Below are 15,831 nucleotides of genomic sequence, written 5' to 3' on the forward strand. Positions count from 1 at the left end.
CACGGTCACGTGAAATGTGACTGTCAAGAGCAAGAAAACCCTTGAAGCCGGGCCACGATCAACCAAACTCTAATAGTATGAGGACATGGTTGGGATGGGGTTCCGGCCGAAGCCTGCCCCTTTCGACCCAAGACAGAGGAGCACCCGCGTGCCTTCATTCTCGAGCACATTAGAACAAGCCATCCACGCGGCCTTGGCGGCTGCGAATGAACGGCGTCACGAATTTGCAACGCTAGAGCATCTGCTTCTGGCGTTACTGGAAGAACCTGACGCCATCCGCGTCATGAAAGCCTGCAGCGTCGATCTGGAAGAACTGCGCAGCACTCTGGTTGAATTCATTGACGAAGACCTGTCCAATCTGGTCACGGATATCGACGGTTCCGAGGCCGTGCCAACCGCCGCTTTCCAGCGCGTCATACAACGCGCGGCGATCCACGTCCAAAGTTCGGGCCGGACCGAAGTGACCGGCGCAAACGTTCTGGTCGCCATCTTCGCCGAACGTGAAAGCAATGCGGCCTATTTCCTGCAAGAGCAGGACATGACGCGCTACGACGCGGTAAACTTCATTGCGCACGGCGTGGCCAAAGACCCTGCGTACGGCGAAAACCGCTCGGTTTCGGGCGCGGATCAAGTCGAGGAAGAGGCTCAGCCTGGCGTCACCGAAGGCGAACAGAAGGAAAGCGCGCTTGGGAAATACTGCATTGACCTGAACGCTAAATCGCGCGCAGGCGATGTCGACCCGCTGATCGGCCGTGCTGATGAGGTTGAGCGTTGTATTCAGGTCCTGTGCCGCCGCCGCAAGAACAACCCGCTGCTGGTAGGTGATCCCGGCGTGGGCAAGACCGCCATCGCTGAAGGCCTGGCACGCAAGATTGTTGGCGGCGAAGCGCCAGATGTGTTGTCCGAGACCACAATTTATTCTCTCGACATGGGTGCTCTGCTGGCTGGTACACGCTATCGCGGCGACTTCGAGGAACGCCTGAAGGCGGTTGTGACCGAGTTGGAAGACCACCCCGACGCGGTGCTGTTCATTGACGAGATCCACACCGTGATCGGTGCCGGTGCCACCTCGGGTGGCGCGATGGATGCGTCGAACCTGCTGAAACCTGCCCTGCAGGGCGGCAAGCTGCGCACCATGGGCTCGACCACATACAAGGAATTCCGTCAGCATTTTGAAAAAGACCGCGCGCTGAGCCGCCGGTTCCAGAAAATCGACGTGAGCGAGCCTTCGGTCGAAGACAGCGTGAAAATCCTGCGCGGTCTGAAGCCTTATTTCGAAGAGCATCACGAGATCAAATACACCGCCGATGCGATCAAGACCGCGGTGGAACTGTCGGCCCGCTACATCAACGACCGTAAACTGCCCGACAAGGCCATCGATGTAATCGATGAGGCCGGTGCGGCGCAGCATCTGGTGGCTGAGAGCAAACGGCGCAAGACCATCGGGGTCAAGGAAATCGAGGCGGTCGTCGCCAAGATCGCTCGCATCCCGCCCAAGAACGTCACCAAAGACGATGCCGAGGTGCTGAAAGACCTCGAGGCCTCGTTGAAACGTGTTGTATTCGGCCAGGATCTCGCAATCGAGGCACTGTCCAGTGCAATCAAACTGGCGCGTGCCGGTCTGCGTGAACCTGAAAAGCCCATCGGCAACTATCTGTTCGCCGGCCCGACCGGTGTAGGTAAAACCGAAGTGGCGAAACAGCTGGCGGATACGCTGGGTGTAGAACTGCTGCGCTTTGACATGTCAGAGTACATGGAGAAGCACGCCGTCAGCCGTCTGATCGGCGCGCCTCCGGGCTATGTGGGCTTTGATCAGGGCGGTCTGCTGACCGATGGCGTCGACCAGCATCCGCATTGCGTGCTGCTGCTGGATGAGATCGAAAAGGCCCATCCGGACGTGTTCAACATCCTGTTGCAGGTTATGGACCACGGTGAGCTGACCGATCACAACGGACGTACGGTGAACTTCCGCAACGTGGTGCTGATCATGACCTCGAACGCGGGTGCGCAGGAACAGGCCAAGGCCGCCATCGGCTTTGCACGTGATCGCCGCGAGGGGGAGGATACGGCCGCAATCGAGCGTATGTTCACGCCCGAATTCCGCAACCGCCTGGACGCTGTGATCTCATTCGCGCCACTACCGAAAGAGGTCATCCTGCAGGTGGTCGAGAAGTTTGTTCTGCAGCTTGAAGCGCAATTGCTGGATCGCAATGTGACCATCGATCTGACCCCCAAAGCCGCCGCGTGGCTGGCGGAAAAAGGGTATGACGACAAGATGGGTGCGCGTCCTTTGGGTCGTGTCATTCAGGAACACATCAAGAAACCACTGGCCGAGGAGTTGCTGTTTGGCAAACTGGCCAAGGGTGGATTGGTCCGCGTGTCTGTCAAGAAAGGCGATTTGAACCTGGATATCCTTGGCCCCGATCAGCCACGAATTCCGGGCGACAAACCTCCGCTTTTGACCGCGGATTAAGACGCCGCATTCGCCTAACAAGTCTAATCGCCCGGTTGTTCAGCAGCCGGGCGATTTCGTTTCGGCCACAAACTTTTTCGACGGAACAGCCAAACCTGCGCGTTTCATTATCACTGATAAATTGCAAAGGGGATTTTGATGACCAAAACCGTCGCCGTTTGGAGCGTAGCATTCGCCCTTTCTGCCGTTGCCGCCATAGCAACCGCTCAGCATAGATTTCGGTATCATGACGAAACGGAAACACGACCGTTGCGCCTGCAGGCCGCAACGGTTGATCCGGGGCACAGCCACTCTGAAATCTCTGAGACCCGCAAAAGTATACGCGTCTCGGCCAACGGGATCCCCGATCACCTTGTCGGGCGCTTTCCGAACCAAGGCAATCCGCACAGCATTTCCGAGCAGCGCGTCAACTTGAAAGTACCGACGAACCCGAAATCCAATCGATCCACCACCCCGCTTGAAATGGGTTGGAACTTTGGTGTGTCTCTAAACGGCGTCGTGTTTGACCCGTTGGCCGCAGAGTTTTGGCACGGCAATCCCCGCTCAGGCTGGTCCTACAATGCGCTTGGGGGCGCGGTTACTTTGGGGTTCGACGAAAACTATGCCCATGTGCAACCCAATGGAAAATATCATTACCACGGCATCCCCACGGGCTTTATTGAGCTGCTGAACTATACACCCAGCCGACATTCACCGCTGATCGGATACGCGGCAGACGGCTTCCCGATTTACGCAATGACCGGCGTTTTGGATGGGAAAGTGACGCAAATGGAGTCGTCGTACAGATTGAAAAGCGGCAACCGCCCAGGAGGAAGCGCACCCGACGGAAAGCATGATGGCACGTTCAATGAGGACTACGCTTATGTAGCAGGCGCCGGAAATCTGGATGAATGTAACGGAGCCTTTTCGATTTCGCCTGAATATCCATCTGGAACGTATGCCTATTTCCTGACTGAAAGTTACCCGGTCGTCCCGCGCTGCTTTGCGGGTAAGCCAGATAACAGCTTTCGGTTTGGTCGTCGCTGACCCGTACCCTTAACGAGTGTCTCGGTTACCTTTCGGTGAGTTTCAACTCGATCCTGCGGTTTTGTGCCCGGGCCTCCGGGGTGTCTGCCGGATTTACGGGCTGGAACTCACCAAAACCGTTTGCGGCCAACCGGCTCGGCGGGATGCCCAGCGCATCGACCATGTAGCGCACCACGGACAAGGCGCGGCCCTGACTAAGCTCCCAATTGTCGCGATAGCGCCCGGACCCGGCAAGTGGCACGTTATCGGTGTGACCATCGACGCGGATCACCCAGTTCAGGCCTTCGGGAATTTCAGCCGCCACGCTGCGCAGGATATTGGCCACTTTGGCGATGTCCTGCTGCCCGGCCGGTGACAAGACAGCCGAACCCGTGTCAAACAGGACCTCGGACGAGAATACAAAACGGTCGCCTTCGATCCGAACGCCCTCCTCATCCCCAAGCACGTCGCGCAGTCTTCCAAAGAACTCTGACCGATAGCGTTGCAGGTCTTCGGCCTGCGCGGCCAGTTCCTGATTTTGTCCAGACAGAGCTTCTGCCTCGGCTTCAAGCCGGACACGCTCAGCCTCTTCCAGCAGGCGCCGGCGACGTTCTTCCGAGGCCGCGCGGGCCAAAGCTGCGTTCAGGTCCTGACCCAGGGTCTGAATTCGAATGTCCGAAGCGGCGTTGCGTTCTTCATAGTCGTCCAACAACGCCTGCAACCCGCCAAGTTGTTGGCGCAGCGCCGCCATCTGTTGATTCAACAACGCCGTTTCTCGCTGCGCTTTTGCGGAAATCGTTTTCTCCGCCGAGATCGCTTCGCGGGCCACAGCCAATAGGTTTGCACGCTCTTCGGCTAATGATCGTTGCGATTGTGCCTCGGCCTGCGCCTCGGTTTGCGCAGCCAAAGCAGCTTGTAATTGCGCCTGCAACTCGTCCGCATCCAGCGCACCAAACTGGCGCTCAAGCTCGGCCCTGGCGGCTTGTGCTGCGGCAAGCAGGGTCAGTGTATCCTCAGCTTCTTTGCGCTGTGCTTCCAAGGCCAGTGTCATTGCTGTCAACTCGGCATCTGCATCCTGCAGACGGTTGCGCAGGTTCTCGGCAGCGGCAGCTTCGGTCAGCTTGGCGGCCTCTTCCGCGCTGATCTGTTCTTCCAGTTCACTGATCCGGGTGGATTGCGCCGCGTCGCTTTGTTCAAGATCCGCAACCAACGCCTCCAGCGCCTCACGTTGGGCGGCGGCCAGCCGGGCGGCTTCGGCCTGTTCGTCGATCTCAGATCGGCTTTGCGCCAGTGCGAGGTTCAGCGCCTCTTGGTCCTCCAGCAACTTGGCGCGCTGGGATTCCAGTGTTGCAATGGCACCGCGCGCGCGCTCCTGATCCGTCAGAAGTGCGGCTACCTGCGCCTCGAAGTCCGTGATACGCGCCTGCGACAAGGCCAGGTCCACTTCGGCCCGCGCCAGCGTATCTTCGGTCTGCGACAGGGTCGTGTTCAACGCGCCAAGACGGGCCTCCAGGCGGTTATTCTCACGCTCTTCCAAACCCAACGCCCCGACCAGCGCTGCAACTTCATCCGACAGGGCGGTCAGTTCGTCCTCTTGCCCGGAAATGGTTTCGCGCAACACGAACTGCACCACCATAAAGATGGTCAGAACGAAGGTCAGCACCATCAGCAACCCGGTGATCGCGTCAACAAAACCCGGCCAAACCGAGCCCTGAAAACGCTGACCTGTGCGACGGGACAGAGCCATGGATTACTGTCCTTCCGGAGTGGTGCGCACCGCGCCTCGGGGCAATGTCAGGGCTTTGACCAGCAATTCGATATCCTTGCGCAGTTCGCTCATGCTTTCCTGACGACCGGCCGAGATTTCTTCGAGGATGCGCAATAGCTGAACATCCATCGACCGCAGTCGCATCCGGCTTTCCGCGTCAATTCCATCCCCCGTTCCCTGGTCACGCATGTGATCCAGCAGGGCGTCTTGCCCAAGGGCCACACGTTCCAATGCGGCTGTCACCCCTTCGGATTCAGACTGTCGCACGTTCATCTCACCGATCGCGTCGATCAGTTGGCCCAGTTTGACCGACACGGCGGCACGATCAACCTCTTGCCCCGAAAACAGGTCCTGCAGCGCATCCATCTGTTCGGACATCGCGTCCAGAACTGGGGTCAGAACCGCAATCTCGGCCCCGCCTTCTTCTGAGGCAGCAAAGCCAACGCGGGTAATTGAGGACAACCATTCTTCAAGCTCGCGGTAGAACCGGTTCTGGCCGTGACCTGCGAACAGTTCCAGCAGACCGACGATCAGAGACCCGGCAAGGCCCAAAAGGGACGACCCAAATGCCACGCCCATTCCTTGTAGCTGGGCTTCAAGACCCACCATCAGGCGGTTGAACACGGCCAGCCCTTCTTCGCCCTCTTGCGGATTCAGACTGCGGATCGTGTCGACAATGGCCGGGACGGTGGTCGCCAGTCCAAAGAACGTGCCCAAGAGACCCAGGTAAATCAGAACATTGGTAATATAGCGCGTGATCTCACGCTCTTCCTCGACGCGTTCCGCGACCGAATCCAGAATCGACCGGGTCGAACTGGAACTGATCTGTGACCGTGCTCCGCGTTCGCGCAGCAATGAGGCCAAAGGTGCCAACAATTGCGGGGTGCGCGCGTCCTCGCGGACAACGCCGCCAACAAAAGCCTCAATCCAGCGAACCGAGCCAATCAGCTGTGTCACCTGAAAGAAACAGGCAAAAACGCCGATTATGAAAACCAAGATGATAAAGCCGTTCAGGTACGGGTTGGCCTGAAACACCGGCAGCACATAAGGCAGCGCCATGAAGACGCCCAACCCCGCCAGGCCAATTGCGACCAACATCATCACAATCTGACGGATGGGATGCGAGAAATGGGGTCTCGCGCCCTGATGTGCCTGCGCCATGCGCGTGTTTCCCGGTTTTTGCCTGCTCTGGCTGAATCTAGCCAAAATCCGCCGGTGACGCCAAGGGTTTATGCTGTAATGCTGCGCACCCGTTGCGCTAACCACTCAAGATCGGGATCGCGCAGGTCAATCTCGGCCAGATGTTCCGCAGTATTATACAGATATTCCGTATTCGGCCCGCGCCCGCCGACCGCATGCGCAATGATCTGCGCTTGCTCTTCTAACGGCATACCGCCGCAGTATTGGACGTGGTCTGCGTCGATCACATAGGTCACGGCAGTGATAACCTCGCCAGCGTTCAGATGCACATCAAGGTTTTTCTCGACATAGGCCGATGAGATCAGCTCGCGTTCGCGCAGCTCTTGAAGGGTGCGTTCTTCATGGCCAGCTTCGACCGCAAGCGCCAAGCCTGTGCAATTGGCGTCGGTCTGTTCGTCCAACGCCAGCACCAGACCCGGATGTTCCTCGGTCCCGCGGTGGTGGATCGAACTCATGCAAAAGGAACGCGCATACCCATGCAATGTGGCGTGTACGCTTCGGGCCACCGGAAAGCCCGGATTCCACAGCAGCGATCCATATCCGAAAACCCACATCGTCATAGCTCTGGTCCTTGCCCGTTTGGGCCTATAAACATCAAATTCAACGCGGAAAAAAGGGCCAACTGCCATGCGCGGTCTAATACGAGTAGTCATTTTCTTAACGGTTATCTGGAGCGCCTATTGGTTCGTCGCCGGATTCGGATTGCGCAATGCAATCACCGCCTGGTTCGACAAACAGCAGGAACAAGGTTGGCAGGCCGACTTTTCCGACGTTTCAACAGCGGGGTATCCGTTGCGCCACGTTACGCGCCTGAACAGTCCGGCGCTGGCTGATCCAGTCAACGGCACCGCATGGAGCGCGGATTGGATCGAGTTCCAAAGCCCTGCAATCTGGCCCGGGCGTCAGGTGCTGCGCTTTGCTGACACCCCTCAGCGCCTGTCCTATTTTGATCAGACGGCGACCATCAAAGCCAGCGACCTGCAGGCCGAGCTGCAGCTACAGCCCGGTGTCGCGCTGGTACTGGAAAAAATGGCGTTGACTGCTGGTTCATGGCTAATCACCGACGATGCCGAAGCCCTGGCCGGGGGTGATACGCTGACGCTAGTCATGGAACAGACTTCTATTCCGGTGACCTATGCCATCGGTGCCCGTATTGACGGGTTCACCCCGGGTGACGGCCTGCGAGAATTGATGCGGTCGGCCACCACATTGCCGCAGGCGTTTGAGACGCTCGAACTGGACATGACCGCCACATTCAACAAGCCGTGGGATCGCACGGCATTGGAACAGGGCAGACCGCAACCGGTAATGATTGACCTGAACCTCGCCGAGATGAAATGGGGCGCTTTGCGTCTGTTTGCGGCGGGCGAGCTCGATATCGACCACCAAGGCATCCCAACGGGCGAAATTGCGGTCAAAGCTGAAAACTGGCGCGACATGATTGCCATGGCCAATGCCGCAGGCGCCCTGCCCGATCAGGCGGTTGATCCGGTGACACGCGCGCTGAATTTCATGGCCGGGCTGGGCGGCAATCCAAATGCGCTGGACTTGCAGCTTAACTTCCGCGACGGATTCGTGGCGCTGGGGCCTTTGCCGCTGGGGCCTGCCCCCCGCCTGATCCTGCGTTAACGGCAGTATGGCCCGCGACGGTGGCGGGCTGTATCCAGATGGAAATGATCCCGGTGATACCGGTCTGCGTTTGGCCCCAATACGGTGCCAAACGGCCCGCATGCATCGCGCCAGATCTTGACCAGCTGTTTTTGCGATGGGTTCTTGCGCCAGCCATTCAGGACCGTCACAACCTCTCCATCGGCCATCTTGAAGGCCGAGATATCAATCGCGCGGCCTTTTCCATGCTCGGAAATGCGGGCGCCCTTACGGTTGTTGCGTGTCCGACACGCGTAGTGTGCCGCAACCTGCAATTGAACCACAGGCCCGCGTCGCTTGAACGTCGGCTTGACCGCTTTCTCAACCCATTTGTTCAGCGCAATTGCCGTTCCACAATCCATCGTGGAGGGACGGCTAAGCGTCACACCTGAGACCGAGGTGATCTGAACAGCGTCCTTGATCCCGCAAGCCTTGATCCTGCCCGGTACCGTCCCGACAGGCTTACCCTGAATATCGATGTCGCCACACACCGATCCTTTACGCAGTTTGCGCTTTTTGAACAACGCCTCCTGCTCCAAGGCTTTGGGCCGCAAGTAAGGCATCAGCGACGTGTCCGGGCCAAGCAGAGGCAGCCCTGCAGGCCGTGCCGCTGCTGCCAAAACCTGCGGTGAATCCGGCCGCAATTCTGGTCGTATGGTGGCCGGAGGCAGCTGAGGCACTGCGCTGCTAAGGACGGCAAGTGTAGCCTGAGGTCGCGATATCGGTATTAACGAACGTTCCAGCGAACCAGCCTGAGTTGACATTGCACAAAGCGCTGCAAATCCGGTCAGAATGGTTCTCCAGCCCTGCGTCATGGGTTCGTTTTTCCCCGTCCGAAATCAGGCGCATCCGTATCCTGGCCTGCATCAATGATGCCGCGGCGGATGGCGCGCGTACGGGTGAAATAGTCGAATAGCTGCTCGCCGTCACCTGTTCTGATCGCGCGCTGCAGTGCAAACAGTTCTTCGGTGAACCGGCCAAGGATCTCCAGCGTCGCATCCTTGTTGGTCAGGAACACGTCCCGCCACATCGTCGGGTCCGAGGCCGCGATGCGGGTGAAGTCTCGGAATCCAGCGGCGGAATACTTGATGACCTCGGTATCGGTGACCCGGCGCAGATCATCCGCAACGCCCACCATCGTATAGGCGATCAGGTGCGGCGCGTGCGATGTGACAGCCAGAACCAGATCATGGTGATCCGCGTCCATCTCATCGACGTTTGACCCCATACCTTCCCAGAGTGCCCGCAAACGGGCAATCGCATCCGGGTCCGAGCCTTCAACCGGGACCAAAAGACACCAGCGGTTGTCAAAGAGTTCTGCAAAACCCGATTCCGGGCCAGAATGTTCAGTCCCTGCCAACGGGTGCGCGGGGATGAAATGCACACCATCCGGGATTTCCGGCCCAACGGCCTGAATAACGTGACGCTTGACCGAGCCGACATCTGTCACCGTCGCCCCGGGTTTCAGGACAGGTGCAATATCTTTTGCAACAGCGCCCATCGCGCCGACAGGAACGCAGAGAACGACCAGATCCGCGCCCTCGACCGCCTCTTGCGCAGTATCGCAGACGCGATCACACAAGCCGATGCGGCATGCCGTGTCGCGGGTGGTCTCGGACCGGGCATAGCCAGTCACTTCGCCAGCAAGCCCGGCACGTTTGATCGCCCAGAACATGGACGAGGCGATCAGGCCAAGACCAATCAAGGCCACACGGTCGTAAACTTGGCTCATGCGACGCCCCCTTTGAACGCGGTGATGGCCGCAACAACGCGGCGGCAGGCTTCTTCGTCGCCTACGGTGATCCGCAGGGCATTTGGCAGGTTGTAGCCCGCCACACGGCGCACGATCAAACCTTGTGTCTTCAGATAGTCGTCACACGCCTCTGCCTCGGCACGATCTGCAAAGCGGGTGAGGATGAAGTTGGTGCAGGACGCATCCGATGGAACGCCGATCTTGGCCAGTTCATCCGACAACCACACCCGCAGGCGCGCATTTTCGGCCTGGCAGAAGGACAGGAATTCCACGTCATTCACCGCAGCCTCTGCAGCAGCCAACGCGGTCAAGGACAGGTTGAACGGCTGACGCACCCGGTTCAGTACGTCGATAATCGACTGTGCGGCATAGCCCCAGCCGACACGCATCCCACCCAGACCGTACACCTTGGAAAAGGTGCGCGTCATAATCACGTTGTCAAATCGGTCTACCAGCGATGCACCGCCGTCGAACCCGTCGACAAACTCGGCATAGGCCCCGTCGATCACGATCAGGCAGGTCTTGGGTAATGCCTCGGCCAAACGCAGCAATTCAGCCTCGGGGATCATAGTCGAGGTCGGGTTGCCCGGGTTCGTCACGAACACGATCCGGGTCTGGTCGGTCACGGCGGCCAAAATGTTGTCGACATCCACGTGGCGGTTGCGCTCGGCCACCATCACCGGTGTCGCGCCGGCCATACGGGCGATGATCGGGTACATTGAAAACCCGTGCTCGGTATAGATGACGTCATCGCCCGGCCCGGCATAGGCCTGGGCGATGAATTGCAGCACCTCGTCACTGCCTACGCCGCAGATTAACCGCGCAGGGTCCAACCCGTGCCTTGCGCCTACCGCTGCGCGCAAACTGGCGTGGTCGGTGCTGGGATACCGATGAAGCGTCGCCGCACTACCGCGCACGGCCTCGATCGCCTTGGGGCTGGGACCAAACGGATTTTCGTTGGAGCTGAGCTTGATCACATGCTCTACCCCCGCCACATGCGACTGGCCGCCCTGATAGAGCGCGATGTCCATAATGCCGGGTTGCGGGGTGATCTTGTTCATAAGAAGCTCCGTTGTTGGAGCCTCTCATACCCGTCTCAACGCGTTGAGAAAAGCGGCAATTCCGTCACGCCGCTTTGAAGCGGGCGGTCGCCGGGTCGGCGTTGTAATAAGGGGCGAATTCTTCTGTCCTGTGGGACAGATCATTGACGCTGTCGATGATGAACTGAACCGTCTCCTCGCTCATCAGATACGAGAAGTTCAGCCGCACCCATCCGGGTTTCTTCATCTCTTCGCCCGCAGACAGGGCCGCATGCAATTCAGCGGACGTTGCGCGGTCGATTTCCAACAGACGATGCGCATATGGGCCGGCACAGGCGCAACCACCGCGTGCCTGAATGCCGTAAATGTCGCTGAGCATCCGTGTAAACAGCTGCTGATGCACCGGCTCACCGGAGTTGTCCCGCACAAGGAAAGAGTAGATCGGCAGGCGATGCGGATTATCAGTGCCTAGCAAAGTCAGGTTCGGGTTATCGCCCCACCCATTCATTGCCATTTCATTGTACCGGGCTTCGCGCTGGGCGATCTCATCTGTACCGACGACATCCTTGACGATGAAGGCCAGCGCGGCGCGGATATCTCCGATCACATTGGGTGTTCCGGCTTCTTCTCGCGTGGCCAAATCCTCGCTGTAGTCATGGCGCCAGGGCGACACAAAGCTGACAGTGCCGCCACCAGGCCAACTTGGGCAGGTGCGGCGAACTGCGTTCTGATTGACGATCAGCACACCGGACGCGCCCGGGCCGCCCGGGAATTTGTGCGGGGATACTACGATGGCGTCCTTGCGCGCATCTTCTGGCCCCATGTCCATCGGCAAATAAGGTCCACCACCAGCGTAATCCCAGATCGAAACAGCGCCATGAGACTTGAGCAGCCGCGTGATCGGGTCCGGGTCTGTAATGATGCCGGTTACATTAGAGGCGGCGGAAAAAGAACCGACAATCAGATCGGAATCGGCATTGTCCACCAATGTCCGTTCAAGTGCACCGAGATCAACGCCGCCTTCGGACGCCTCGGGGATTTCTATGACCTGCGCCTTGCTTTCCCGCCACGGCAGGATGTTCGAATGATGCTCATACGGCCCGATCAAAACAACCGGCCGGTCAGCCCCTTCAATACCCATCAAGCTGACCAGCCGGTTAAGACCCGCAGTGGCGCCGGACCCGGTAAAGATCACCGCGTCCTCTTCCCTTGCTCCAACAACGCGGGCTATTTCCGCGCGCGCTTCGCGGCGCAGACGGGTCATGTAAGACCCGCAATAGGAGGCCTCGGTATGGCTGTTGGCATAAAAAGGCAGCACCTCATGGGCGACAAAATCCTCTACCTGCTGCAGCGCACGACCCGAAGCGACGTAGTCCGCATAAACCAGCGGCACGTCCCCATTCAGACCCGGGATCAGAACATTCTCTCCGATCAGCCCATCGCGCAGGGTTGAATTGCGAGTGGTGGATTGGAGGTCTGCGCGAAATTTGGACAAGGTCATGATTAGTTCTCCGTATTGCACTACCAAATATGATTGAATGAGGATGCAGAAACTTCACCTTTCTTTTGGTAGATTTCTTAAATTTCGTGTCATATGCTTCGATATGGCCGAAAAACTAGATCAAATTGACAAGCGTATCCTTCGCGAACTTCAAACAGACGCAACACTGTCCCAGCGTGAGTTGGCGGACCGAGTCGGATTGTCGCAAAATGCGTGTTGGCGGCGGCTGAAGGCGTTGAACGAAAATGGCGTCATTACCGGTTCGACCGCGCGGATTGCCCGCGAAAAACTGGGGCTGAGCCTTGTGGTCTTTGTTATGCTGCGCACCCGGCACCATTCGGCGGAATGGCTGCAAGCCTTTCGAAGCCATGTCCTGACTATCCCCGAGGTGGTGGATTTTCACCGCATTGGTGGCGACTATGACTATCAGTTGAAAGTCGTCACACAAGATATGACGTCATATGACAAGGTGTATCAGCGATTGATCGACAAGGTCGAACTGGACAGTGTGACCTCGTACTTTGCGATGGAGGCCATCGCCGAAAGCAGGCCGCTGCCAATTTGACTCAGCGCCTTCGGCGGGCTTGATCAGTGATTTGGCTGCAAGGCTGTTCGTAGGTTGTTACGCGTTCAATTCGAAATGCAGCTTGTGCAAGCCGAGCGTGAATTCCAGCATCCCACCCAATGCGGGCGTTCTGCTGAGGCACTTCGGTTGATACTTTTTGAAAACCCGAGACGCAAATTTTGGACATGCCGTCAAACCCAATACGCGTCGTCACATGACCAAACAAAAAAGGGCCGCGCAAACTGCGCGGCCCTGGAATTCTGGGTGTCGGCGAAAATTAGTTCTTCGCGTAGAATTCGACGACCAGGTTCGGCTCCATGACGACCGGGTAGGGCACATCGCCCAGGCCCGGCGCGCGAACGAAGGTCGCCGTCATTTTCGAGTGGTCGGCGTCAATGTAGTCAGGCACGTCACGCTCGGCCAGAGCAGCGGCTTCCAGAACAACAGCCAGTTGCTTGGACTTGTCGCGCACTTCGATCACGTCGCCTTCTTTGACACGGTAGCTGGGGATGTTGACCCGCTGGCCGTTCACTTTGACGTGGCCGTGGTTCACGAACTGACGTGCAGCAAAGACGGTTGCAACGAACTTGGCGCGGTAGACAACAGCGTCCAGACGACGCTCCAGCAGACCGATCAGGTTTTCACCGGTGTCGCCGTTCACACGTACAGCTTCGGCGTAGATGCGGCGGAACTGCTTCTCGGTCAAGTCGCCATAGTAGCCTTTCAGCTTCTGCTTGGCGCGCAGCTGCAGACCAAAGTCCGACAGTTTGCCCTTGCGACGCTGGCCGTGCTGGCCGGGGCCATATTCGCGACGGTTGACCGGGGATTTCGGACGACCCCAGATGTTTTCACCCATCCGGCGGTCAATTTTGTACTTGGCAGACGTGCGTTTGGTCACGGCTGATCTCCTTCTTTAGGTCGAGGCCCGTACAGGCCACTATGAAGGGCGTTGTCCTCTTGAGGTTTCCCCCATGACAGGAATCCCCTTACGGGGCCCACCAACACCAATGAAGCCGCGCTTATATCCGCAGAATTGGCGGAGTCAACACGGCTATGGATTTTTTGCTATTTGCGAATGCTGTCGGCCTGCTTGGCGTTTAGTCTGCTACGCTTCGGACGCCCGCAACTGTGTTTTCCCAACTCTTATCCATCGGCGACCGCGTCGGGAAAGCGACAACGTTTTGGTCCGGGAGGCTGGAATTGCTTTCGCTTTCAAACTCGGTATACGCACTGACCCAGAACTCCTGATCGCGCGCGGGATACCCGTTTTCAAAAACCAGCGTTGGTTTTGCCTCTCCGGCGACCGAAAACAAGAGCGCCGTGTACTTTCGCGCGCCATTGGTTAGAACGATACGACCCAGTGCTCCATCTGCCAGATTCGGCGACGGCGCTATGCTGTTTAGCACTTTTGAGGAATAAGCTTCGGCCTGGCCTGACAACACAAGGCCCTGCTCGGCCGGACTGGCCAATGAAAGAGCCTGCCCACGCCACGACCATGCGGCTCCGATTTTCAAAAAAGACTGAGGCGCCGCCTCAAGTCCGTTTAACTCTGTCTGCGTCCACGAAATGGATATGCGACCGCTGTCCCCGGCTGTCATTGTATCCGCCTGTACCTTTCAACAAATCACTGCTTACTGCACCTTCTTATCAGGACAGAATCTGGCGGAAAAGAGACCGAAGTGCAGCAATCACGTAAATGTTTCCGGTGTGTCAAGTCAAACTGATACTAAAAGTGAAAAAAATTCAACCTTAGATTGTTTTTAAAAAAAAGGCGATGGACCAACCTCAAGAAATCTCAAAGCGATTCTCTACTCAAATATTTGTTTTTAAATTGCAAATTATACCTAAGGTATTCGCTCTTCATGCACCACCAATTCCCAGCGGCATTTCGGAAACCATGATATTCTGGTTCATCCAATCCTATCTGGGCATCCGATTTGAGCCGTCTGATCGTTGCATTACAGCAACTAAATTGGGCAGTGGCACCAATCTGGGCCAACCCTTGCTTCAACTCATCAATGGGTGCCATTCGACCGCTTCAGCTTGTCCAAGTAAGCTCGTTTCGCGGCCGCTACCTCTTCATCGCTCAAATTCGATCGGTTCAGGTCCAGAAAATAGTCCGTGCCTCCGGCTGGCTGGACGTTCCGATTGTCACTTGTGATGAGCCTATCGGATCTCACGTTTAGAATGGACAGTGCCTTAATCAACGGGAAATCGTGATCGTCCAGACTAGAAACGTTGACAGATTCCACCTCGGCGCGCGGTGAAACCGCCTCTATCACGCGGCGGACCACCGCCTCAAGGTCTGCACCCTGTTGCAACGCCTTGCCGTATTGTGACAGATCCTCGCGGATTCTATGGCTGCGAAGGTTTTGCCAATACTTACTTCTGATCCAATCAGCCGCGTTTCTGGTCGTAAACAGAAAGATAATGCGATCCCCGGCATCAGTCAGGCGCGAAACCTCATCCAACAGAGCTTTGGAAAGAACGTGCGTTTGCTCATATGACCAAACCCCTTTGCGACCGGGGATCAAACCAGCGAATTCTTCATTGCTGATCAGCAGGGGTTTGCCACCTTGGTCCGCAAAAGGCTTCAGAGCCTCGCGAACGATTGCTCCGAAATTGCGAAGGGTGCGATCCTTGGGGGCGATCGCATACCGCCGTGCAGCCAGGCTGGCTTCTTGTAAGTCATCAGGCAATAGAACATTCACGCGATCTTTCAGGTATTCCCGATTTTTCGAGAGCGTCTTTTGCAGGGTCGTTGTGCCCGTTTTATGGAAACCTTGATGAATTACGACCTTCAATACACTACGTCCCGTTCGTCCTTGGCCTGCGTGCTGTTGGGCTTTCGAAAAAATGCCAAACCTGCTCAACACAGG

14 protein-coding genes are annotated in these 15,831 nt (G+C 57.5%); 4 read left to right on the forward strand and 10 right to left on the reverse strand.

Going from position 1 to position 15,831, the window contains the following annotated elements; all coding sequences use genetic code 11:
- Positions 1-148 precede the first annotated feature (148 nt).
- Both clpA and QMP16_RS07185 read left to right on the forward strand, forming a co-directional pair.
- On the forward strand, positions 149-2,473 hold the full coding sequence (gene clpA / locus QMP16_RS07180; RefSeq protein WP_282151795.1) for an ATP-dependent Clp protease ATP-binding subunit ClpA: 2,325 nt from the start codon (positions 149-151) through the stop codon (positions 2,471-2,473).
- 138 nt (positions 2,474-2,611) lie between these two features.
- Entirely contained in the window at positions 2,612-3,499 is an 888-nt protein-coding gene (locus tag QMP16_RS07185) for a YHYH protein (protein WP_282151796.1), read from the forward strand.
- A gap of 25 nt (positions 3,500-3,524) precedes the next feature.
- Here QMP16_RS07185 and QMP16_RS07190 read toward each other — a convergent pair whose 3' ends face one another.
- The 3 genes from QMP16_RS07190 to QMP16_RS07200 all read right to left on the reverse strand — a co-directional run bounded on the left by QMP16_RS07190 (position 3,525) and on the right by QMP16_RS07200 (position 7,006).
- Entirely contained in the window at positions 3,525-5,225 is a 1,701-nt protein-coding gene (locus QMP16_RS07190; RefSeq protein ID WP_282151797.1) for a peptidoglycan -binding protein, read from the reverse strand.
- Between the two features lie 3 nt (positions 5,226-5,228).
- A complete protein-coding gene (locus QMP16_RS07195) occupies positions 5,229-6,407 on the reverse strand; it encodes a biopolymer transporter ExbB (protein WP_282151798.1) in 1,179 nt (392 codons plus the stop codon).
- Between the two features lie 68 nt (positions 6,408-6,475).
- The gene (locus tag QMP16_RS07200; protein ID WP_282151799.1) at positions 6,476-7,006 is read right to left on the reverse strand and encodes a gamma-glutamylcyclotransferase; all 531 of its coding nucleotides are present in this window, start codon (positions 7,004-7,006) and stop codon (positions 6,476-6,478) included.
- A 67-nt stretch (positions 7,007-7,073) separates the two neighbouring features.
- Between QMP16_RS07200 and QMP16_RS07205 the strand changes: the two genes are divergently transcribed.
- Positions 7,074-8,075 (forward strand): DUF2125 domain-containing protein, encoded by a 1,002-nt coding sequence (locus tag QMP16_RS07205; protein ID WP_058275499.1) that lies wholly within the window; start codon positions 7,074-7,076, stop codon positions 8,073-8,075.
- Here the strand turns inward: QMP16_RS07205 and QMP16_RS07210 are convergent.
- The 4 genes from QMP16_RS07210 to QMP16_RS07225 all read right to left on the reverse strand — a co-directional run bounded on the left by QMP16_RS07210 (position 8,072) and on the right by QMP16_RS07225 (position 12,387).
- Positions 8,072-8,908 (reverse strand): extensin family protein, encoded by an 837-nt coding sequence (locus QMP16_RS07210; protein ID WP_432653396.1) that lies wholly within the window; start codon positions 8,906-8,908, stop codon positions 8,072-8,074. The genes QMP16_RS07205 and QMP16_RS07210 overlap by 4 nt on opposite strands.
- On the reverse strand, positions 8,905-9,825 hold the full coding sequence (locus QMP16_RS07215) for a prephenate/arogenate dehydrogenase family protein (protein WP_282151801.1): 921 nt from the start codon (positions 9,823-9,825) through the stop codon (positions 8,905-8,907). Before QMP16_RS07215 ends, QMP16_RS07210 begins: the two co-directional genes overlap by 4 nt.
- Complete coding sequence (gene hisC / locus QMP16_RS07220; protein ID WP_282151802.1) at positions 9,822-10,907, reverse strand: histidinol-phosphate transaminase; 1,086 nt, start codon at positions 10,905-10,907, stop codon at positions 9,822-9,824. The genes QMP16_RS07215 and hisC overlap by 4 nt, the downstream gene beginning before the upstream one ends.
- Positions 10,908-10,971: 64 nt before the next feature.
- Positions 10,972-12,387, reverse strand: coding sequence for an aminotransferase class V-fold PLP-dependent enzyme (locus QMP16_RS07225; protein ID WP_282151803.1), 1,416 nt, complete (start codon positions 12,385-12,387; stop codon positions 10,972-10,974).
- Positions 12,388-12,490: 103 nt separating this feature from the next.
- On the opposite strand from QMP16_RS07225, the gene QMP16_RS07230 reads away from it, so the two are divergent.
- Positions 12,491-12,952 (forward strand): Lrp/AsnC family transcriptional regulator, encoded by a 462-nt coding sequence (locus QMP16_RS07230; RefSeq protein WP_108859492.1) that lies wholly within the window; start codon positions 12,491-12,493, stop codon positions 12,950-12,952.
- A gap of 277 nt (positions 12,953-13,229) precedes the next feature.
- Here the strand turns inward: QMP16_RS07230 and rpsD are convergent, their stop codons facing one another.
- The 3 genes from rpsD to QMP16_RS07245 all read right to left on the reverse strand — a co-directional run bounded on the left by rpsD (position 13,230) and on the right by QMP16_RS07245 (position 15,756).
- Complete coding sequence (gene rpsD / locus QMP16_RS07235; protein WP_282151804.1) at positions 13,230-13,850, reverse strand: 30S ribosomal protein S4; 621 nt, start codon at positions 13,848-13,850, stop codon at positions 13,230-13,232.
- A gap of 199 nt (positions 13,851-14,049) precedes the next feature.
- Positions 14,050-14,550, reverse strand: coding sequence for a hypothetical protein (locus tag QMP16_RS07240; RefSeq protein ID WP_282151805.1), 501 nt, complete (start codon positions 14,548-14,550; stop codon positions 14,050-14,052).
- Between the two features lie 417 nt (positions 14,551-14,967).
- Complete coding sequence (locus tag QMP16_RS07245; RefSeq protein WP_282151806.1) at positions 14,968-15,756, reverse strand: hypothetical protein; 789 nt, start codon at positions 15,754-15,756, stop codon at positions 14,968-14,970.
- Between the last annotated feature and the right edge of the window lie 75 nt (positions 15,757-15,831).

Source organism: Ruegeria atlantica (assembly GCF_947495585.1).
In the GTDB taxonomy this organism is placed as follows: domain Bacteria; phylum Pseudomonadota; class Alphaproteobacteria; order Rhodobacterales; family Rhodobacteraceae; genus Ruegeria; species Ruegeria atlantica_G.